Consider the following 21,989-nt stretch of genomic DNA (forward strand, 5'->3'; position numbering starts at 1 on the left):
AAGCATTTAAGATTATGAAGAAAGAAATGGATATGAAGCCCTTAAAAAGGTTTTGTTTACGATGAATCCCGACGAAGTTATAACAGAAATCGAATCATCCGGACTTAGGGGAAGAGGCGGTGCAGGATTTCCTACCGGCAGCAAATGGCGAACTTGTTTTAAATTTGAAAGCACTCCTAAATATGTGGTATGTAACGGTGATGAAGGTGACCCCGGCGCTTTTATGGACAGAAGTGTAATGGAAGGTGATCCAAATACAGTTATTGAAGGAATGATAATATGCGCTTATGCAATTAATTCCCACAAAGGTTTTCTTTATATAAGAGATGAATACCAGCTTGCAAGAAAAAATATGCAAATAGCCATCGAAAGTGCTCGCAAACATGGCTATTTAGGTAATAATATACTTAACAGCAATTTTGATTTCGACTTGGAAATAGTTCGCGGCGGAGGCGCATTTGTATGTGGAGAATCTAGCGCCTTAATGGCATCCATAGAAGGAAATGTAGGAGAACCAAGAGCTAAGTATATAAGAAGCGTTGAAAAAGGTCTCTGGGATAAGCCAACAGTTTTGAACAATGTTGAAACATGGGCGAATATTCCTCCTATTATAACTAATGGCGCAGATTGGTTCAAAAGTATAGGCATAGAAAAAAATTCAGGCACAAAAGTTTTTTCATTGGTTGGAAAAGTAAAAAACACAGGTCTGGTAGAAATCCCAATGGGAACAACTCTAAGAGAACTTGTTTTCGATATAGGTGGTGGAATAATTAAAGACAGACCTTTCAAGGCAGTACAGACAGGCGGACCTTCAGGAGGATGTATTCCAAAAGAACATCTTGATGTTTCCCTTGACTTTGATTCTTTAAACAACATAGGCTCTATGATGGGTTCTGGAGGCGTAATAGTAATGGATGACACAACCTGCATGGTAGAGTTAGCCAGATACTATATGGAATTTCTTTCTGAAGAATCCTGCGGCAAATGTACAACATGCAGAGAAGGAATAGGCACCATGCTTAAAATTCTCAATAACATAACACTTGGCAATGGAAAAATGGAAGATTTGGATTTGCTTGAACAATTGAGTGAAACCATAAAAGAAGCATCTCTATGCGGTTTGGGGAAAACAGCACCTAACCCTGTTATGACAACTCTAAAATATTTCAGAAATGAATACATTGACCATATTGTAAATAAAAAGTGCACTGCAGGTGTATGCAAAAATCTTACTTCGTATTCCATAGATAAAGATATGTGCATTGGTTGCGGCCTTTGTGCAAAAAAATGTCCTGTTCAGGCTATTTCAGGAAATGCAAAAGAACCTCATGTGTTGGATATGAAAAAATGTATAAAATGCGGCACTTGTTACAGTGTATGCCCTACAGGAGCAGTCAAGATTGGAGGTGCTGTCATTGAAAGTTAAAATTAACGATTGTTATTACGAAGGAATTCAAGGTGAAACGTTGTTGGATTTAGCAAAAAGAAATAATATTGAAATTCCTAGCCTTTGTCACAAAAATGGTTTTGAAGGGCAAGGTCGTTGCAGACTTTGTATTGTTGAAGTAAAGGAAGGCAAAAAAACAAAGGTTGTTTCATCATGCGTCTACCCTATTAAAGATGGACTTGAGGTTGTTACAAACTCCGATAAAATTATCAAAATGAGAAAAGATATTATCTTGCTACTTTTGATGAAGACACCAAACAATGAGTATATTAAAAATTTAGCATCAGAATATGGAATAACAGCACCAAGTAGGTATGTAGATTTAAATAACAATGAAAATTGTATATTATGCGGTCTTTGTGTGAAAGCTTGTGAAAAAATGGGAACTTCTGCAATATCTTTTGTTAACAGAGGAACTTCAAAGAGAGTATCCACACCATATGATGATCCTTCAAAAGACTGTATAGGCTGTGGTGCATGTGCTGAAGTTTGCCCTACCAAAGCAATAAGCTTAATTGATAAAGATGGTATAAGAACTATTTGGAACAAAGAATTTCATTTGGTTGAGTGCTCCGTTTGCGGAAAATATTACACAACTAAAGAAGCTATTGAATTTATTGATTCAAAACTTGGAGAAATAAGCGACAAACATATATGTGAAACGTGCAAGAAAAAAATAATCAGCGAAAAGTTTAAAGAATCATTCGAAAACTACTATTAGTTAAATTTGTTAAACAGGCTGTAACACTTTATTAACCAGCGAATATGATATTAATGAGCTTGGCTCAAATTTAATCAAATAAGGTGTTATTATGTGTTGCATTAGATTTAATAGATGCAAAAAAAGAAGAAACGACATTGTATTAGATAATTCCCACATTCAGAGAATAGCTCTTAGAGGTCCCGGATGCATTAACGGAACAGGACAATGCGAAGGTGTACAAGGAACAGGATGCATATGCTGTGGAAGAGTTTTAGGCACCGGAGGCATATGCTGTGGAGAAGTTTTAGGAACTGGCGGAAGACGTTGTGACAATATTTTAGGAACTGGCGGAAGATGCAGACAAGACCGTTGCGAATGGTTGTGGGATGATCTTACAACACCAACAACAGTTCCAAGATAGTGAAATTCTGAATTTTAATGAGCAGGAAACTGCTCATTAATTTTGAAAATATTATATTTTTTTGAAGTAATTATCAGTTTAATTTATTCAATAAAGACAATAATACTTATATAGCTCGAATGAAAGGAGCTGTATAGTATGAGTAGCAAAAATAAATTAGTTGTTCCGGAAGCACAGCAGGCTATTAATAATTTAAAAATGGAAATATCTCAAGATTTGGGAATTCCGACATCGAATGGTATGACATCGAATATGTATCCTGCTATAGTGAACGGATTAAGTGTCAGAGAAATGGTGCGCATGGGTGAAAAAATGCTGGTAAATAGTGATGCATCACCATCTGGCAAAAACATCTATTAATTTTTAATGTTGCAATTACTATAAAAAAACGCCCACAAGGCGTTTTTTTATAGTAACATTTATTGTATATCTAAAATATCATAAACAAGATCTTTAGTTTCAACCAGATTCATTACATAAAACGAAATTCCATTGATAGTTTGCGGTTCTCCCGGCAAAACGTGAAAATTTATGCTCTCAGCTGATAATCCAACACTTCCAACAGCCAATGATGTTGCTTCTGATAACGAAAAATTAGTATTGACATACGGAAATACTTCACTTACAACTTTTGGCAATCTAAAGCTTAATGCTTTTTTTACAGCAGATTTAACAAATCCCTGTTGTGCTTCAATTCTTCCTAAGTCTCCTTCTGAATAACCGGAATATCCTGCATAATTTGTTTTTCTGAATCTTAGAAATTCCATGGCATTTTCGCCATATATAATTTGTTTTCCTGCAGGTATATTTATATCTAATGGCGGATCAGAATATGGGTCTGTATATCTCATATGAAAAGGAACATCCACTTCAACGCCGCCTACAGAATCAACAGCTGCCCTCACCCCATCATAGTCTATAGTTACATATTTATCTATGCTCATTCCTGTTATGTTAAGTAAGATTTCTTCTAGTCCTTCAATACCTTTTACTGTATAAACAGAATTTATTTTATTGTTTGCGCTATTTACAAAACCATCTCTATCAATATATGTATCCCTTGGAATTGATATAACATCTACTGTCTTAGTTTTAGTATTATAGGTTGCAACCATTATTGTATCAGAACGTTCATGCTCCAAACCCAGCAAAAGTACGTTTATTCTTTCATTCTCATTATTACCAATTATATTGAAAATATCTGTGGCATCTGCATTCCCGCTGTAGTGCATACCATTCAGCAAAAAAAATCCACCTGTTATTATCAACGTAAAACAAATGAGTGAAGTAAAAAACACTTTAAAAAAATGTTTCAATTTGTCTTCCTCCAATATTATCTTCATACCACTGATATATAATATCACAAAAAAAATTTTTGTAAAGATTTTAAATCTTAATATTTTATAAAGATAACATGGTATAACCGGAATACTCCGATTGCGTCATAAATTCAAATTTTAAATTTAAATATTTAAAGATTTGCTCATTTCATCTGAGATTATGCCAAATTCCTGAAGAGACAATGTTTCACCTCTTATGCCAGGATTAATTCCGGCTCTTTCAAGAACTTCTTTAACTAAATCCTTGGACAATTTCAAATTGTTGCTTAGTCCGTTAAGAATTGTTTTTCTTCTTTGTCCAAACGATGCTTTAATTACAGCAAAAAGCATTTTCTCATCTATTACTTCAATTCTTGGTTTTTTAAGTATATTGAATTCTATCACTGCAGAATCGACTTTTGGTCTTGGCATGAATACTGTGTTTGGAACTATCATGGCAATATCAGTATCTGCCCTGTACTGTACTGCAAGAGTAATGGCACCATACTCCTTGCTGCCGGGCTTTGAGTTAAGCCTTTGTGCTACTTCTTTTTGAACCATTACAACAATTTTTGAAATTTTATATCTTTCTTCTAATATTTTCATGATAATTGGCGTAGTTATGTAATATGGAATATTAGCAACAACTTTAACATCCATACCTTGAAATTCCTCTTCAATGAGCTTATCCACATCAACTTTCATAAAATCTTCATATATTATTTTAATATTGTCGTAGTTCAATGTTTCTTTATGTACATTTTCCAGGCTCTTATCAACTTCAATAGCTACAACTTTCTTTGCTTTTTTGCATAATACCTGAGTTAATGTTCCAAATCCAGGTCCTATTTCTATTACTCCTGAATTTTCATCTAATTCTGCAGTATCAGCTATATTGTTTATGATGTTTCCATCTATAAGAAAATTCTGGCCCAGATTTTTGCTAAACTTGAAACCGTATTTATCAAGTATATCCTTCATCACCTTAGGTGAATACAGCTTTTTTTCATCCATTATTTATCCGTTTCCTTGTCGTTCTTAAAATTTTCTACAGTTATAATTGCTGCTTCCAATTCATCTCTGGTTATTCCAAAAGTGTTTAGTCTTTTTAAAAATTGTTTGGCACTGCAGTATCCAATTCCCAGCTCATCACCAATCAAGCCCCTTCTTTTAGAAGCATTGTCATTTCCAATGAGTTCATAATACACCATATCTTTATTTGAAAATTCCTGCCTGTTTTCTGCTATTTCAGCTCTTGCATTTTTTAATGCTTCTATTATTTCTTCAGAACATGCATTTTCAACACCAATATTTCCGTTTTTATTTGCCTTGTCTCTTGGAATAAATGCATGTTTGCAATTTTCTATTTCTGAAGACAATATATTTCTGATTTTTTTCCCCGGGTAATCAGGGTCAGTCAATATAATTATTCCCCTGTTTTTTGATGCTTTTTTTATTACGCTTATTATTTTTTCATTTATACCGAGGCCGCTGGTAGCAATAACCTGCGCATCTACAGCTTTCTTAACTGCCGAAATATCAGATTTGCCTTCCACGACTATTATTTCTTTAATCAAAATATCTCCTCTTTCTTAACAGCTCATCAATTATTAAGCAATGATTTAATTTTAGTAACCATTAAATCTATAGCTACTAAATTATTTCCGCCTTCTGTCACGATAATATCTGCATATTTTTTGCTTGGTTCAATAAATTGTTCATGAGCCGGACGAACAGTGCTCATATATTGGTTAATAACTGAATCGAGGCTTCTTGACCTTTCATTCATATCCCTAACTATTCTTCTTAAAATTCTAATATCTGCATCCGTATCAACATATATTTTAATATCTAACAATTCTCTTATTCTTTCCTCGTAAAATACCAGAAGACCTTCTACAATGATTATTTCCTTTGGCTGCACTACAATTGTTTCCTTTTTTCTGTTGTGTATTCCATAATCATATATAGGCTTTTTTATCGTGTTTCCATTTTTCAGTTCTTTAATGTGTTCCACAAATAAGTCTGTGTCAAAAGCAAACGGATGATCATAATTCGTCTTGCACCTTTGATCATATGATATGGAACTTTGATCTTTATAATAAGCATCATGTTCTATAATTGCTATACTTTTTTCAGGAACTTCAGAATATATTTTGTTTACTATTGTGGTTTTTCCCGAACCGCTTCCTCCAGATATTCCTATAAATAAAGGTTTTTTCATAATAAATTATTTGCTCCTTGTGGCTTGATTATAATTATTCTATTACAATATACACCATTTTTTATATTTTGCATATATTAATATTTAAAATACATGCAAAATAAAAAATTGTTCTAAAGCAATCTCAGTTTGATGACAAAATAGCTTTCTAATCTTGTCATTCTGAGGCAAAGCCGAAGAATCTCATCTTTTCAATACTTCAAGAGATCCTTCACTGCGTTCAGGATGACACGAATAGGGTTTGTCAATAGTCCAAAATTACCCTTAAACAATTTTTTATTTTTGTTTCTTATTAATATTACTCTAATACATAGACTTTTACTTGTCTTACTCCAAAGTTCAGAGCGTCTGTGCCGTCTTCCATAAATAAGTCTATTCTGTAACCCTTGATTGCTCCTCCGGTATCTAGAGCTGTTGCGAAACCATAGTCAGGACTGCCATCTGTGGAAGCTATGTAAAGTTTCGTTCCAAGAGGTATTACACTTGGGTCTACTGCAACTGTACCTGGCTGAGCTTTTGTACCAGATGCTGTTATTCCATATTGGGGATCACCGGGATATTTGCCGCAGCTTTCATATGATAAATCATAAGCCGTAGCGATCATTTCAACTTCCTCTTCGAATCGGAAACCGCCTCTTGATGTTGCAACTTCATATTCCCTTGTTCCTACTTCAATTATTTCTTCCACAGGATCAATATAAACACTTTCTTCTTCTAAGGATTTGGAAATAAATTTTCTATCCACATACAATTCCTGGTATATGGATTTTTTCATTCCATCAGATCCTTCTTGGACTACATTTTTGTAGTCAACATACTTTTCGTCATTATATAATATTTTTGTCTCATGTTCTACGACGCTTCTGTCAATATCATACTTTAATTCTATGAATGGAGACATTACATCATTAGATTCCTCTTTTAAAGAGGTACCCGCAAATGCAACATACTTAGAGTCTCCTGCATTATTATGATTAGTTACGATAAAGCTCATTATCAAAACTGTTGCAATAATAAATGGGTATATTTTTTCTTTTTTCATTTTACCACCAACCTTTATTAATATCCGAAAATTGACTACTACCGTTGTCAATTAAAGGTATGAATCTTTACGCGAAAGTTTACTTTTTGCATAAGTATAGATTTACACATTATTGGCAATCCCTTTTTAAAATCCCATATTTTTTGAACAAGTGGTATTGTATACCATAAATGATTTTTTGGCAAGCTATTTTTTATTTTTTTGACATTTTGATCAAATTTTTGCCCATTGCACAGGCACCTAAGTACTGAAAAAAAGTAAATTTTCAGTAAATTATCATTATTATTTACAGTTTTTTATATAATATTCCAAAATTATAAAAATAAAGCAGCTGTATAGCAGCTGCTTTATTTTTGATTAAATTTTATATTTTTGTATAATTATAATTTTCGATTTCAGTGTAAAGTTCTTTCATTATTTTTTCAAACATAACACCTTCAAGACAGGGAGTTCCCGCTTCAAAAGTTTCTTTTACAGCCAAAGAGACAAATCTTGATGCTTCTTCGATTGCTTTAGGAAGTTCTTTACCTTTCATTAAATATCCAACAAAAAGTGAAGTGAACAAATCTCCTGTACCCGGATATCTTTTGCCGACTAATTGAAATGGTATCTTCCAATATTCATTGTTTTTCTTATCATAACAAGCATTTATATTTTCACCATCTTCTGTTGTAACCCCGGTAATAACAGCTATATCCGGTCCCAAGCTGCACAGTTTATTAAGATATAATTTAAGAATTTCCGTGCTAATATTTTCGTTAGAATATTTTTCACCAAGGAGTATACTTACTTCAGTCATATTGGGAGTAATTATGTCTGCCTTATTAACAAGCCGGCTCATTTTTTCAACCATTTTATCTGTATAAGTTTTGTACGTTATGCCATCGTCTCCCATGACAGGATCAACAACCACTAAAGCATCTCTTTTTGCCTTAATTTTATTTATTATTTCTATCAATATATCAATTTGTTTTTCCGAACCTATGAAACCACTGTACACACAGTCAAATTCAGCATTATTTTTTTCCCAATTTAAATAATATTCTTCCATATGCTCCGTGAAATCAAAAAAATAAAAATTTTCAAATTTCGAATGATTGCTTAACAAAGCAGTAGGCAAAGGACAAACCTGACATCCCAAAGCAGATAAAACAGGCATTATAACAGTCATCGAACATCTTCCCATGCCCGACATATCATGTATAGCTGCAATTTTAGGAACATTTTTCATAATGTATACCTCACTATTTATTTATATGCTATCAATATAAATATAGACTTATTCTATTACTTTAAAAAGGTACAGATTTACTGTAATTTAAGGTAACAGTTAATATTAGAACAAAAACTCATAATTAATAATTTTTTATGTATTTTTTACACTATATATACATATTATCAATTTAAATCTATTAAAACTAGTTTTATAAATGTTAATAATTTATCATTATTGAAGATTGACGTACAGTAAAAGCTGATTCTTTGCATTCTTTTGTTAATTTAAAACAAATTGTTATTATAAGCAATGTTTCTATAACTTTAATTCATAGCCTAAATTATTGACTTTTTTCAGAAACAACTGTATAATTCACATAAGTTATTTTTTTTTTAACAATGATTATCATATATAAATATTGAAAACAATTATCTATATAGTTATGAAGTCATCCTTTTTAATGTTAATATTTTTTCAAAATAAGCATAAGTTAACTGCGACTTTTACAAAGTCGTTAGAAAATAAATTAGGAGACATAAAAAATGGGAGAAAATTTAGAAAAAGTTTATTCAAGAAGAGACATGTTAAAGACTGCTGGTAAAGCTACAGCAGGAATAGCTATTGTCGGCGTAGTACCGTCAATTTTAGCTGCATGTTCACAACCAGCACCACAGGAACCAGCATCAGTTGAAATTCCTTCAAAAGAAGTTTTAAACTATGAATATAAGGAAGCAAGTAAGGATGCACCAGCATTTCCGTTTCCTTATCAAAAATTAGATGTTGCAACAACACAGGAGAGAGCTTATGCATCTTTCTTCAACAAAGGTGGATGTTGCGTAGCAACAGCTGATGCATTAATTGGACAACTTGCGGATAATGCAGGATACCCATTCAATCAAATACCTATGGAAGCTTTTAAGATTGGTGCCGGTGGATTTGGAGCTGCATCTCTATGCGGTTCATTGGCAGGTTGTGCTCGTTTCATAAGTCTTGTGGTTCCTTCTGCAGATGCACCGGCTATGGTAGCTGAGTTATTCACTTTTTACAAAGAAAGTGCACTTCCAATATATCAGCCTGAAGTAAAGAGCGAAACAGTCATTTCAGGATCTGTTAACTGTGCAGATTCAGTTGGTCCATTCATTTCAAAAACAGGACTTGAAATGGCAGATCCAAAAAGAAAAGCAAGATGTGCCGGTGTTGCTGCTGATTGTGCAGGAAAAACAGTAGAACTTGTAAATAAATACTTTGGAGTATAAAGATGGGAAGAATAGGAGCAACAGAACTAGTTTTAATATTAGGCATAGCCCTTGTAATATTTGGGCCTTCTAAATTGCCTGAAATAGGAAAGTCCCTTGGTTCTGCTTTAGGCGAATTCAAATCTCACGCAAATAAAGTAACACAAGATTTAAATACAGAAATAAAGAATGAATCAAAATCATAAATCAATCAGACCGTGCGCAAAGCACGGTTTTTTTATGTTGACAATAATTGTATGTTATGATAATCTATCAAGAATAATTCTAATAAAATTTAACAAATTAATATTAATACAAATGAAAAGGAGATATAAAAATGGCAAGAATTATCACCGAGCCGTCCAGAACGTTTGGAGAATATTTACTTTTACCAAATCTAACTACAAAAGAATGTATTATCGATAATGTGGATTTAAGCACACCAATTTGTAGATTTAAAAAGGGAGAAGAACCCGATTTAAAACTTAACATACCTTTTTCATCAGCTATCATGCAGTCTGTTTCAGATAACAATATGGCTATTGCCTTAGCAAAAAATGGCGGAATATCATTTATATATGGATCACAATCAATTGAAAGCGAAGCAGAAATGGTTCGTAAAGTGAAAAATTATAAAGCAGGATTTGTTATAAGTGATTCAAATCTTACGCCAGAACACACACTACAGGATGTTTTAAGTCTTAAGGAAATAAAAGGACATTCAACAATGGCAATAACTGATGATGGAACATCTTCCGGAAAATTATTAGGAATAGTAACAAGCAGAGATTACAGAACAACAAGAGATCCACTTGATAAAAAAGTTAAAGAGTTTATGACTCCTGCTGAGTCTCTTATTGTTGAATATGAAGGAGTTTCACTTACAGAAGCAAACAATGTTATTTGGGAACACAAATTAAACTCTTTGCCAATAGTTGATAAAGATTTTAATTTAGTATATATGGTTTTTAGAAAAGACTATTCTGACGACAAAGAAAATCCACGTTCACTTTTGGACAGTCAAAAAAGATATATAGTAGGTGCTGGCATTAATTCCAGAGACTATAAAGAAAGAGTCCCTGCATTAGTAGAAGCAGGAGTAGATATTGTATGCATAGACTCTTCTGAAGGATTTAGTGAATGGCAATCAGATACAATAAAATGGATTAAAAAAACTTACGGAAATAACGTAAAAGTCGGAGCTGGGAACGTAGTTGAACAAGAAGGATTTAACTATTTGGCAGATGCAGGTGCTGACTTCATAAAAATAGGTATAGGCGGAGGATCCATTTGCATAACCAGAGAGCAAAAAGGTATAGGAAGAGGCCAGGCTTCAGCCGTTTTAGATGTTGCCGCAGCAAGAGATGCATATTTTGAAAAAACCGGAGTATATGTTCCAATATGTTCTGACGGGGGAATTGTTCTTGATTACCATGTAACATTGGCATTGGCAATGGGGGCAGATTTCGTAATGTTAGGAAGATATTTTGCAGGTTTTGATGAAAGTCCTACTTCTAAAATAAAGTACGGTAACGGATATGTAAAAGAGTATTGGGGTGAAGGCTCTAACAGAGCAAGAAACTGGGCTAGATACGACTTGGGAGGAAAAGCTGGTCTTCAATTTGAAGAAGGCGTTGATTCTTACGTTCCATATGCCGGTAAACTTGATGATGGTCTTGGTGCCACTCTTCACAAAATAAAATCAACAATGTGCAACTGCGGTGCAAAATCAATAAAAGAACTTCAACAAAACGTGAAACTTTCTCTAGTTTCAGCAACAAGTATAAATGAAGGTTCAGCACACGATGTAATTTTGAAAAATCAATAGTCTTATTAATTTCAATAATATTATTACATAGTATTAGATTGTTTGTTTTAGTTGTAAATTTTATAAAAATATAAAACAAACCCATAATCTCTTAAGAAAATATAGAGATTGTGGGTTTTTATTATAAAAACTGCAATGAATTTAGATTAAAATCAAGCGTAATTCTATTATGGTGATATAAATAAGATAAATTTAATTCTCTCTAAAAATTTCTTCCAATGCAACAATTTTACCAATCATATCATTAGCCATTTTAATTGTCTCAGCAGCATCCCTATTTTTAATGGATTGTCCTAATGAGTTTACTATCTGGTTAAACTCAATTATATTCATGTCATTCCCAATTGGCAGCATTTTTTGAAAATTCTTCCATACCACATTTACAAAATCAAAATCATCATCTGCAGAACTCCAATTATTATTCTCTACATTTAAAATTATTTTTCTTCCTGAATATTTTAATCTATAAATGCATGGAGGTATTTCCATATTAAAATAATCAAGCATATATGAAATGTAGAGAGTAATGATATTAGCCTGTACTTTAGATTCATATTTATTTTGTGAAGCAACTTCTTTTGCCAAATTAATTATCGCACTATTAAGATTATATATTAAGTTTGGTGGAATTGATTGAATCATCGGTTCTAATTCTGCAAAATTGCTTATTATCAAAGATACTTTATCACCAGCATTATCCCAATCTTGATTATTAATATCTTCTATAATACCCTCAGCATTTGACATTATCACTTCTAACTGTACAGGCGCAATTGGTAATGGTTCGCATGGTATAGCCATTATCTGTCCAACTGTGATATGATTACTCTGCAGTACTCGAGGGTTTGCAGCCAAAAGTTGTGCATATGTAACTCCAAACCTATGAGCAATACTAAGCAATGTATCATAAGGTTTAACAATATATCTTTTCATAAAAATTCTCCTATCTCTACTGTATTGCATTACACAATTCATAATATGCATCAAAATAAGTATTTGTTAAAAGAAGGAAAAATAAAATCCACCTCACATAAAGGTGGATTTCGACACAACAAACTGTCTATTTATTATTTATCTTCTTCGTCTATTTCTTCTTCGTCATCTTCGTCAAGCAATTCATCAAGTTCAGCTTCATCAAGAATTTCATCAAAAGCCTTTGTTACTTCTTCATATTCATCATCTGATTCAATACTTAAAAGTTCAAAGCTTCCATCTTCATGTTCATCAAAACCATATAGGAACACTTCTCCATCATCTTGGTTTTCTATTGGCAACAAAGCTATGTAATCTTTGCCTAGTACTGGGAAAATGGAAATAATAGCACATTCTACTTCAGTTCCATCTTCAAGTGTAATTGTCATAATTTCTTCGTCATGGTCATCACAGCCACAATCACAATCATCATCACAATCGCAACCAAATAATTCTTTATCTTCACTCATCTTTTTATACATCCTTATATTATATTTTATCCACATTTTATTCATGGATATTTAGACTTTAACAGAATAACTTTTAAAATGCAAGACGAATTTTGTTTTTATTATAATTTTTAAATTATTTTATTTTATACTTTACGAAATTATTTTTATAGATTATAATTTATTTATTAGATCGGGATGTAGCGCAGCTTGGTTAGCGTACAAGTCTGGGGGACTTGGGGTCGGAAGTTCGAATCTTCTCATCCCGACCATTGAAAATACAGGGTTTCGGCAATTGCCGAAGCTCTTTTTTTATTATCAACCTAGTTTGACGCCATTTTTTTACTTGTCTTATCTACTGCACTAAATTCTTCGTCAAATTATTTTAAATAAATATCAGAAAACTCGACATTTATCATTTCAATTTTGTCATTTAAAGGCTTTATTGTATCTGTTGTTATAGCTACCTCATCTTCTTTTATTGTTTTTGATGGCAACTCTATTTTAAATATTGTACCCTTACCGACTTCACTTTCAACACTTATTTTACCATCATGTATTTCAACAAAGGATTTTACTAAGCTAAGCCCAATTCCAGTGCCCTCTGCATTGCGTGAAAGAGACCTGTCTACTTGATAATATATATTAAAGATACTGTCAAGATCTTTTTTATCAATTCCTATTCCTGTATCTCTTACAGATATTTCTACAACATCATTTTTATCTAATACGTTAATATTTATATTATTTCCCTTATTAGAAAACTTCACTGCATTTGAAATCAGGTTAAGCATAATTCTTTCGATTTTGTTAGCATCACAAGCAATATACTTTTCTTCAGTATTAGTATCAAAATTAATATTTATTCCTTTTGCTTTAATATACTCTGACACTGATTGTGCTATATTTTCTACTACCTCTACTATATTTTCATTAGATAAACTTAATTCCAAAAATCCAGACTTTATTTTAGATGTATCTAATATATTATTGATAAGTCTTATAAACCTGTTACAATTTTGTTTTATTATCTTTATATTATTAAAAATCTTTTCTTTGTTATCTTCATGAAATCCATTATTTATATACATTTCCATCAGCTGAGTTGAACTAAAAATTACATTCAATGGGGTTTTAAGTTCATGTGATACATTTATAAATATTTCTCCTTGTAATTTAGAGGCTTCTTCTATTTTATTTTTAGCTAGGATTTCTTCAGTTATATCAGTTCCAATTATTGCTACTTCCTTGACCTCGTTCTTAAGGTTATACAATGGCTGAAACATAACTTTAACATAGTTTTCCTTTCCTTCTTTATACAATTTTCGAGTAAAAGTAAAGTGACTTACCTTGTTATTAATTAATTCTTTAAGCTTAGCATCTGTTTCGATTTTTTCATTCACATCATAATTAAAAGCTTCATATATGCTCTTTCCTATACAGGAGTCTATTGATTCAAGCTGTTGATTAAATTCTCTTAAGTATTTAAAAGCTTTTCTGTTCATATATTCAATTTTAATATCCGGATATTTAAACAATATAAAATTAAGTTGAAGATTTTCTATTGTTCTGCGTAACATATCATATTGAGCTTTCATTAATTTATTTTCTTCATTCTTTAACCAGTCATTAATATTTCTTGTAACCACTACACCAGCTATAAATTTGCCTTTACTGTCATATATGGGTGTACCGCTTGATTCTGTATGAAATATGAAGCCATTTTTACCTTCAACATCTATTCTGTATTGTGAGAATTTCTCGCCCCTTAGTATTCTCTGCGATGGTAAGTTTTCTAATGTTATAATGTTTCTGTCCTCATCATATAATTTAAACTTTTTCATAAAAATTTCTGGATTCATCGGCTCTGACTCACTTATTGAATAAAGATTTCTAAATACTTTATTTGACATTTCATATTGCCCGTTTTTATCAATAATCACCAACACCTCAGAAATATTTTCTATAATTGCATTCAACATATCATTCTGTTCTTTAATTAACTTATCTTTTTCAACTTGTTCAGTAATATTTCGAGCAGAAATTATAGCCTTTTCCACATTGCCATCTTTATCTTTTATAGGACTTCCATTAAAGCTTAAATAATACACCTTTTCATCTTTATGAGCAGTAATTCTTAAATCATTTATATATTCGCCTCTAAAAACCCTTCTTGCTATTGCACCATCATTTGGTATTAAATTGCCATCTGAATAATAATATCTTAAATTTTTATGTAAATCGCTGTTTCTATTAAAATTATCAGGAATATTAATAAATTCCCTTATACTACGGCTCGATGCTGTTATATTTAAATCCCTATCTATTACATACACCATTTCGGGCATATTTTCTATTATAGATTCCAACTCGTTTTTTTGATATTTAATAACAATATCTTTATTATATAGTTCTGTAATATCAGTTAATGTTGCTCCTAAAGCATGCATATTTTTATTTTCGACTCTTGGGTTTACCTTCTCCTTAAAGAAATAATTCTTTTCATTTTCAGATTGGATTATTTTGCAGGAGATGTTAACTTCTCTTGGTTCATTTTCTTTAGTAAACATAAAGCAATTATTTTTACCCTTTATATCTTCCAGGCAAATTTGTGAATTTAATTTCAACATACAACTTACTTCTGCGAGTGATTTTCCTGTCAACTCTTCCTTTGAATATCCGGAGAGTGTTACGAATTCACCAGATATATCAGTAACTATATCGTTTTCACTATATAAAGATGGCTTTGTAACAGTATTTTTTAATATATATTTCATTAACCTATCCCCTATTTTAATATATCTTTTGCACTAAATTCACACTTGCAATAATTATTGCCTGAAAAATACTTTATATAACACAAGTGTACAATTGCAATCATTTTACCATATATTTCTATATTGTTCAATATTTAAATAAACCCATGTTTGGTGAACTAAGAAAATGGATTTATGTAGTAATACTGAAGGATATTCAGGTTATAGAGAATAAAGAACTGATAAAAACCTGTTTTATACGAGCAAAATTCATGGAGTTGCTGTCAACAGAGACAGGAAAAAATAAAGCAGAAATTGGAATTACTCCAGAAAAGTTTATGAGATTGTATACAAAATCCCTGATGTGGGTAAGAAAGTTAAGTTATTAATTGATGGGGCCGGACCTTTTTGAGACAAATTGCAGTTTGTCTCAAGAAGGTCCGGCCCCCACAAGTCAAAACATAAAAATACAAACAGCAATCCAAATACTCGATTGCTATTTGTATATATTTAAGGGCCGTTTATTTATAAGCTACTACTTCAATTTCCACCAAAGCATCCTTAGGTAATCTGGCAACTTCTACGCAAGACCTTGCCGGATAATCATCTTGGAAAAATGTTTCATACACTTTGTTAATTCTTGGGAAATCATTCATATCCTTGATAAAAACAGTAGTCTTAATAACATTTGCCGAATCTATACCTGCTGCTTTAAGTATTGCAAATACGTTTTTCAAAGATTGTTCAGTTTGAACTTCAACATCATCAGACATTAATCCTGTTTTATAATCTATAGGCAGCTGTCCTGAAGTATAAACCATTCCATTTGCTTCTATAGCTTGAGAATATGGTCCAATTGCTGCAGGAGCCTCTTCTGTAAAAATAACTTTCTTCACTACTTTACCTCCATACCTTTGCTTTTTCTGAGAACTTTACCAGGTCTTTTCCCAAGGTTACCATGATTATTAATTTTATTTTAGTGTAAATTTTACCCTAGAATGGTCCCCATTGAATTACTTGAGCAATAACAAGGAATACCGCTGAAGCAGCTGTAAAAAGTCCAAACAGCGGAAGCATAACTTTCATCCATTTTTCATATGGTACTCTAGCAAGGGCAAGGGTTGCCATAAAATATCCAGATACGGGATAGAAAATATTCGAGAATCCGTCACCGAACTGTAAAGCCAGAATAGCTGTTTGGCGTGTAACTCCAACAAGGTCTGAAAGAGGAGCCATTATAGGCATTGTTACAACAGTTTGTCCGCTGCCTGACGGAATAAGGAAATTAAGCAATGTCTGCACAACAAGCATTCCAATAGATGTAATTGTGCCTGGCAAGCCCTGAATCAACAATGAAAGATTGTAAATAATTGTATCAATAATCTTAGCATCTGCCATAACAACACCAACACCTCTTGCAATACCAACAATTAATGCTCCAAGAAGTACATCCTGGCAGCCTTCTAAGAAACCGTCACATATTTCTTTTCCGCTCATGCCTGAAATTATGCCTGCAACAATACCTATGATAATAAATATAGCACCAATTTCTGGCATATCCCATCCCCAATTAAATACGCCAACAACCATAACTACAAAAAGAATAACTGAAGATACGCCAGCTAGTTTTTGTCTTAATGTAAGATCAACTTGAGTTTCTTCTCCCCCGCCAACAAACTCTTTAGTAACTTTATCAAGTTCATACATACAGCTACTTTGCGGGTTTGCCCTTACTTTTCTTGCATAGTTCATTACGAAAGAAATTCCTATAATAGCCATAGAAATCAAAACTACAAGTCTATATTCCCATCCTGAATATAGCGGTAAACCTGCTATTTTTTGTCCGATACCAACTGTAAACGGATTTGCAAGTGCCGCTGAAAAACCTACTGCTGAGCCAACAAGTGCAACCGCTGCTGCAGTTATTGAGTCAAATCCGAGAGCAAACATCAACGGAAGAATAATAGGAACATAAACCATTGTAAGTTCACACATACCAATAAAACAGTCAATAGTAGCAAAAGTTATCATAAGAATAGGAATAATTATAATGCCCTTCTTTGCCAGTTTTCTTGAAAGCCATGAAATAGCACCGTTAATTGCCATTGTCTTTTTAACAACAACAAATCCTCCACCAACGCAAAAGGTAAGTACTACAACCCAACCTGCCTCAACAAAGCCTCGCGGAATTGCCGTAAAAAAGTCCATAATTCCAGTTGGATTGCTATCAATCACATGATAAGAGTTAGGGTCTACCATCATTCTGCCACCAGGACCTTCCACCCTTAAAAATTCTCCAGCTGGCATAAAATAAGTCAATACTGATACAATAAATATAATACTTAGGAGTATAATGAAAATGTGGGGTACTTTAAATTTTTTCTTTTCTGTTTTTTGCATAATCTTTCTCCTTCTAATTTTATTAAATATATGCGTTTGTAAAATGTTGAACAGTCAATCATCATTTTACAAAAAGTTCTATATCTTAAGCTTAAAGCGCAAAATACATAATGAAATATTGTCTGGTATCACTCAATTAATTACTATTCTACTTGATGATTAAACACAAGTTATTATGTTATTTGTTTACTACCTCATCAACATATGTTGAGGCTATTGAAGCATACATTGCACAAGCTTTTAAAAGTTCATTTTTCCATGTTCTCTCATTAGGGAAGTGAGCTTGATCTTCATGTCCTGGACCATACCCTATACAAGGAATACCATGTCTTCCCATTATAGATACTCCATTTGTCGAGAATATCCAAGGTTTAACCACAGCTTTCGAACCAAAAAGATTATCATGACACTTATTGGCAAGTATGCACAATTCATGATTTTCAGGAATGATCCATGTTGGATAAAATTTTTCTGTTTCATATAAAAGTCCCGTGTATGAAGGTTCAGCATATTTATACATATCAACTGTTGCACCAGCAACCTTTACCGATGGCAAATTTCTAATTTCTTCAAGACAAGACTCTGCTGTTTCCTTGCTATTCATACGTCTGTCAAGAGAAATCCAACAGCTGTCTGAAACTGCACATCTCGAAGGTGAAGTTGAAGAAATTTCAGAAATAGTTACACTTCCTTTACCTAACAAACCATCATCTTTAAAACAGGTGTTGAGCGTTTCTATATCTTTAATTATTGACGCCATTTTATAAACTGCATTTTCGCCTCTTTCAGGAGATGAGCCATGGCAACTAACACCATGAGTTTTAACCCTTATTTCTATTCTGCCACGTTGCCCGTTGCAGATTTTACCATCTGTAGGCTCTGTAAGAATCGCGAATTCAGGTTTTAATCCGTCCTGTTCAATAATATATTGCCAGCAAAGTCCGTCACAATCTTCTTCCTGAACGCTACCTACTACAACAAGCGTAACTTCATTAAGAAGGTTCATTTCTTTTAAAACTTTAACAGCATAAACCATGCTTGCCATACCACCCTTTTGGTCAGTACTTCCAAGGCCACCGATGCATTCTTCATCTTCGTAACCTTCAAAAGGATTAAACTTCCAATTTTCTATATCTCCGTAAGTAACTGTATCAATATGACCATCCATTGCAATTATATGTTCCCCTGTACCAGCATAGCCTAAGATATTTCCCATAGGGTCTATAACTACTTTGTCAAAACCCACCTTTTCCATTTCTTCTTTAATTCTTAAAACTACTGCACCTTCTTTTCCGTCAAAACTTTCGATTGCCACTATATCTCTTAAAAATTTAAACATCTCAGATTTGTATGATTCTGTTTTTGCAAGAATCTCATTAAAATTTACTTTCATATTTCTCCTTTCTATTACATACCACTTGGATATTTTCCATCCCAAACAATTTTATTATAATTTCCCTTATCCATATCTCCTTCAGTTCTAAAACACAAAACAACAGATTTTTCATCAAGACCTAAATCAGCTTTCATATAAACAAGAGCAGAATTAATTTCACCTCTTATAATTCTTTCTTCTCATAGCTTGGATACTTGCCGTTCCAAACAATATCTTGATAGCTTGCTTTATCAGTGTCCCCTTCAGTACTGAAGAATAATATCTTAGAATTCTCATCCAGGTTAAGCTTTTCCTTAATATCTTTAAGATGTGGATTCGTCATTATTTCTGCAACACATCCTAATGTAACTGCTCCACTTTCTCCAGATATTACTTTTTCATCTCCTTGTGGAGGATTTCCTAAAATTCTCATTCCTTCAGCAGTAGTAAAATCAGGGCATGAGATAAAGTTATCTGCATAATCTTTAAGAATATCCCAACCAATAGTACAAGGTTCTCCACAAGCTAAACCTGCCATTATTGTGTCCATGTCCCCTGTTACTATTCTTAGTTGTCCATCATTTGCTTCTGCAGTTCTATAAAGACAATCTGCTTTATTTGGCTCAACAATGGTTATTATTGGTCTATTTTCACCGTAAAATGATGAATATAGTCCTGTGATTGCAGCAGCCATAGAACCAACTCCTGCCTGTAAGAAAATATGTGTAGGTCTTTCTTCGCCAAGAGCTATTAATTGCTCATATGCTTCATATCCCATGGTACTGTATCCTTGAATTATCCATGTAGGTATGTCCTCATATCCATCCCAAGCAGTATCTTGAACCATTACCCAACCTTTATCTTCAGCCATTTTATTAGCTAATCTAACTGCTTCATCGTAATTAAGTTCAGTAATTGATGCTTCGGCACCTTCAGCTCTTATATTTTCAAGTCTTTCTTCTGAGCTTCCCTTAGGCATAAGCACAACAGATTTTTGCTTTAAATGTCTTGCTGTCCAAGCAACTCCTCTTCCATGATTTCCATCTGTGGCAGTAACAAATACCATATCTCCAAGCTCTTTTCTAATATCTTCTGATATTAGTTTTTCATAAGGCATTTGATCTATTGTCTTATTTAGTTTTTTTGCCAGGTAATTTCCTATTGCAAAGCTTCCACCTAATACTTTAAATGCGTTAAGTCCAAATCTATATGATTCATCCTTGACATAAATTCCACCTAACCCTAGTTCTTTTGCTAAATTTTTCATGTCTCTCAAAGGTGTTTGAGTGTACATAGGGAAACTTTGATGGAAACTCATTACCTCTTTGGATACCTTTTTGTTAAGTATATCCAAAGGAAATTTCTCTCCTCCTTTTCTTTCAAAATGTATAATCTTAAAGGCTTTTTTCATTGGCCTCCTCCTTAAATAAATACTATTGTAATTTAAATATCTTTTTTTGATATCAATTATACTATTAATAACAGCAATTCCTGTGCCAAGTCTTTAATTCATGAAAAATTTTTATGAATTATCCTTCGAAATATTGAAATTCCAATAACTAAAAATTAGGAATAAAAAAGGCGCTAATGATGAAATCATTATTAGCGTCAAAATTTATTCTCAATTTTAAAATTGATTTATCATATTGAGAATTTAGTTCCTTTGTATCTCCTCTAATCGTCTATAATAAGTTGCTAAACTAATTCCTAAAGAATTTGCAGCTAGCTTCTTACCTTCTGTACTATCTCCAAATACTTGTGCTGCTTTTTTTATCTCCTTCTTTTCCAATTCTTTCAATGGAATAATTGCAGCACTTTCAATATAAGTGTTGTTTCCTCTTAACATGTCTTCAAAGAAATCAACAGGTAATGTCCTATTATTAATGATACCATCTGCCTCCATCATGTTTACCATGAATTCTATAGTGTTTTCTAGTTCTCTAACATTGCCTTTCCAATAATGATTTTTTAGTAAATTCATCGTACTTAAATCAATATGACTATATGTTTTGTTTAATAACCTTGTATACTTACTGATAAAATGTTCTACTAGTTCTACTATATCATCAGGTCTTTCCCTTAAGGGTTTAATATTAATGGGAATTACATTTAGTCTATAATATAGATCTTCTCTAAATTTCTTTTTTATCATCATTTCTTTTAAATCTATATTAGTAGCTGCAATAACTTTTACATCAATAGGGATAACTTGATTTGAACCTATTCTGGTAATATTCTTTTCTTGCAATACTCTTAGTAATTTCGTTTGAAGATAGATAGGCATATCTCCGATTTCATCTAAAAAAATTATACCTTGGTTTGCTAATTGAAACTTGCCTATTCTACCCTTGGGATCTGCTCCGCTAAAAGCTCCTTTTACATATCCAAATAACTCACTTTCCAAAAGAGATTCAGGTATTGCAGCGCAATTAATAGCAACAAATTTCTGATCTTTTCTATCACTTTCTCTCCATATAGAGGTTGCAACCATTTCTTTACCTGTACCGCTTTCACCAGTAATAAGAACTGTTGAGTTTGATTTTGCTACTTTTTTTATATTATTTATAAGACTTAAAGTCTCATTACTTTTTCCAATAATATT

Annotated in this window: 22 protein-coding genes and 1 tRNA gene; 8 read left to right on the forward strand and 15 right to left on the reverse strand. The window is 32.6% G+C overall.

Going from position 1 to position 21,989, the window contains the following annotated elements; translation table 11 throughout:
* Window positions 1-61: 61 nt before the first annotated feature.
* From SA378_RS04155 to SA378_RS04170, 4 genes are all read left to right on the forward strand, one after another.
* The gene (locus tag SA378_RS04155) at window positions 62-1,426 is read left to right on the forward strand and encodes an NADH-ubiquinone oxidoreductase-F iron-sulfur binding region domain-containing protein (protein ID WP_318524727.1); all 1,365 of its coding nucleotides are present in this window, start codon (window positions 62-64) and stop codon (window positions 1,424-1,426) included.
* Window positions 1,416-2,168, forward strand: a complete 753-nt coding sequence (locus SA378_RS04160; protein WP_318524728.1) for a 4Fe-4S dicluster domain-containing protein — start codon at window positions 1,416-1,418, stop codon at window positions 2,166-2,168. The genes SA378_RS04155 and SA378_RS04160 overlap by 11 nt, the downstream gene beginning before the upstream one ends.
* 91 nt (window positions 2,169-2,259) lie before the next feature.
* Entirely contained in the window at window positions 2,260-2,571 is a 312-nt protein-coding gene (locus SA378_RS04165) for a hypothetical protein (protein WP_318524729.1), read from the forward strand.
* A gap of 138 nt (window positions 2,572-2,709) precedes the next feature.
* Window positions 2,710-2,931 carry a small, acid-soluble spore protein, alpha/beta type gene (locus SA378_RS04170; protein ID WP_318524730.1) on the forward strand — a complete coding sequence of 74 codons (222 nt, stop codon included), beginning with the start codon at window positions 2,710-2,712 and terminating at the stop codon, window positions 2,929-2,931.
* 59 nt (window positions 2,932-2,990) lie between these two features.
* Here the strand turns inward: SA378_RS04170 and SA378_RS04175 are convergent, their stop codons facing one another.
* From SA378_RS04175 to SA378_RS04200, 6 genes are all read right to left on the reverse strand, one after another.
* Window positions 2,991-3,815, reverse strand: a complete 825-nt coding sequence (locus tag SA378_RS04175) for an LCP family protein (RefSeq protein WP_318524731.1) — start codon at window positions 3,813-3,815, stop codon at window positions 2,991-2,993.
* 219 nt (window positions 3,816-4,034) lie between these two features.
* The gene (gene rsmA, locus SA378_RS04180) at window positions 4,035-4,904 is read right to left on the reverse strand and encodes a 16S rRNA (adenine(1518)-N(6)/adenine(1519)-N(6))-dimethyltransferase RsmA (protein ID WP_318524732.1); all 870 of its coding nucleotides are present in this window, start codon (window positions 4,902-4,904) and stop codon (window positions 4,035-4,037) included.
* A complete protein-coding gene (gene rnmV / locus SA378_RS04185; protein WP_318524733.1) occupies window positions 4,904-5,467 on the reverse strand; it encodes a ribonuclease M5 in 564 nt (187 codons plus the stop codon). The genes rsmA and rnmV overlap by 1 nt, the downstream gene beginning before the upstream one ends.
* Before the next feature lie 26 nt (window positions 5,468-5,493).
* Complete coding sequence (udk, locus tag SA378_RS04190) at window positions 5,494-6,114, reverse strand: uridine kinase (protein WP_318524734.1); 621 nt, start codon at window positions 6,112-6,114, stop codon at window positions 5,494-5,496.
* A 298-nt stretch (window positions 6,115-6,412) separates the two neighbouring features.
* On the reverse strand, window positions 6,413-7,156 hold the full coding sequence (locus SA378_RS04195) for a 3D domain-containing protein (RefSeq protein ID WP_318524735.1): 744 nt from the start codon (window positions 7,154-7,156) through the stop codon (window positions 6,413-6,415).
* Window positions 7,157-7,520: 364 nt separating this feature from the next.
* Window positions 7,521-8,387 carry a pyridoxamine kinase gene (locus SA378_RS04200; RefSeq protein ID WP_318524736.1) on the reverse strand — a complete coding sequence of 289 codons (867 nt, stop codon included), beginning with the start codon at window positions 8,385-8,387 and terminating at the stop codon, window positions 7,521-7,523.
* Between the two features lie 527 nt (window positions 8,388-8,914).
* Between SA378_RS04200 and SA378_RS04205 the strand changes: the two genes are divergently transcribed.
* The 3 genes from SA378_RS04205 (at window position 8,915) to SA378_RS04215 (ending at window position 11,435) form a co-directional block, all read left to right on the forward strand.
* Complete coding sequence (locus tag SA378_RS04205; protein WP_318524737.1) at window positions 8,915-9,628, forward strand: C-GCAxxG-C-C family protein; 714 nt, start codon at window positions 8,915-8,917, stop codon at window positions 9,626-9,628.
* Between the two features lie 2 nt (window positions 9,629-9,630).
* Window positions 9,631-9,813: a twin-arginine translocase TatA/TatE family subunit gene (locus tag SA378_RS04210; RefSeq protein ID WP_318524738.1), complete on the forward strand. Its 183-nt coding sequence runs from the start codon at window positions 9,631-9,633 to the stop codon at window positions 9,811-9,813.
* A gap of 131 nt (window positions 9,814-9,944) precedes the next feature.
* On the forward strand, window positions 9,945-11,435 hold the full coding sequence (locus tag SA378_RS04215) for an IMP dehydrogenase (protein WP_318524739.1): 1,491 nt from the start codon (window positions 9,945-9,947) through the stop codon (window positions 11,433-11,435).
* 192 nt (window positions 11,436-11,627) lie between these two features.
* Here the strand turns inward: SA378_RS04215 and SA378_RS04220 are convergent, their stop codons facing one another.
* Together SA378_RS04220 and SA378_RS04225 are read right to left on the reverse strand one after the other, a co-directional pair.
* Window positions 11,628-12,368 (reverse strand): LysM domain-containing protein, encoded by a 741-nt coding sequence (locus tag SA378_RS04220; RefSeq protein WP_318524740.1) that lies wholly within the window; start codon window positions 12,366-12,368, stop codon window positions 11,628-11,630.
* Window positions 12,369-12,502: 134 nt separating this feature from the next.
* Entirely contained in the window at window positions 12,503-12,877 is a 375-nt protein-coding gene (locus SA378_RS04225) for a DUF1292 domain-containing protein (RefSeq protein ID WP_412178670.1), read from the reverse strand.
* Window positions 12,878-13,050: 173 nt separating this feature from the next.
* Between SA378_RS04225 and SA378_RS04230 the strand changes: the two genes are divergently transcribed.
* Window positions 13,051-13,128: transfer RNA gene (locus tag SA378_RS04230), tRNA-Pro, on the forward strand.
* 108 nt (window positions 13,129-13,236) lie between these two features.
* On the opposite strand, the gene SA378_RS04235 is transcribed toward SA378_RS04230, so the two are convergent.
* The 7 genes from SA378_RS04235 to SA378_RS04265 all read right to left on the reverse strand — a co-directional run.
* Window positions 13,237-15,633 carry an ATP-binding protein gene (locus SA378_RS04235; RefSeq protein ID WP_318524741.1) on the reverse strand — a complete coding sequence of 799 codons (2,397 nt, stop codon included), beginning with the start codon at window positions 15,631-15,633 and terminating at the stop codon, window positions 13,237-13,239.
* 500 nt (window positions 15,634-16,133) lie between these two features.
* Window positions 16,134-16,508 carry a RidA family protein gene (locus SA378_RS04240; RefSeq protein ID WP_318524742.1) on the reverse strand — a complete coding sequence of 125 codons (375 nt, stop codon included), beginning with the start codon at window positions 16,506-16,508 and terminating at the stop codon, window positions 16,134-16,136.
* Between the two features lie 97 nt (window positions 16,509-16,605).
* Complete coding sequence (locus SA378_RS04245; protein ID WP_318524743.1) at window positions 16,606-18,012, reverse strand: YfcC family protein; 1,407 nt, start codon at window positions 18,010-18,012, stop codon at window positions 16,606-16,608.
* Between the two features lie 178 nt (window positions 18,013-18,190).
* On the reverse strand, window positions 18,191-19,405 hold the full coding sequence (locus tag SA378_RS04250) for a YgeY family selenium metabolism-linked hydrolase (protein ID WP_318524744.1): 1,215 nt from the start codon (window positions 19,403-19,405) through the stop codon (window positions 18,191-18,193).
* A gap of 14 nt (window positions 19,406-19,419) precedes the next feature.
* Window positions 19,420-19,542 carry a hypothetical protein gene (locus tag SA378_RS04255; RefSeq protein ID WP_318524745.1) on the reverse strand — a complete coding sequence of 41 codons (123 nt, stop codon included), beginning with the start codon at window positions 19,540-19,542 and terminating at the stop codon, window positions 19,420-19,422.
* Window positions 19,543-19,571: 29 nt separating this feature from the next.
* Window positions 19,572-20,798, reverse strand: a complete 1,227-nt coding sequence (gene dpaL, locus SA378_RS04260) for a diaminopropionate ammonia-lyase (RefSeq protein ID WP_318524746.1) — start codon at window positions 20,796-20,798, stop codon at window positions 19,572-19,574.
* A gap of 243 nt (window positions 20,799-21,041) precedes the next feature.
* Window positions 21,042-21,989: sigma-54 interaction domain-containing protein (locus SA378_RS04265; RefSeq protein WP_318524747.1), on the reverse strand; the 948-nt coding region annotated here is incomplete at its 5' end.

The organism is Sedimentibacter sp. (assembly GCF_033447055.1).
GTDB lineage: Bacteria > Bacillota > Clostridia > Tissierellales > Sedimentibacteraceae > Sedimentibacter.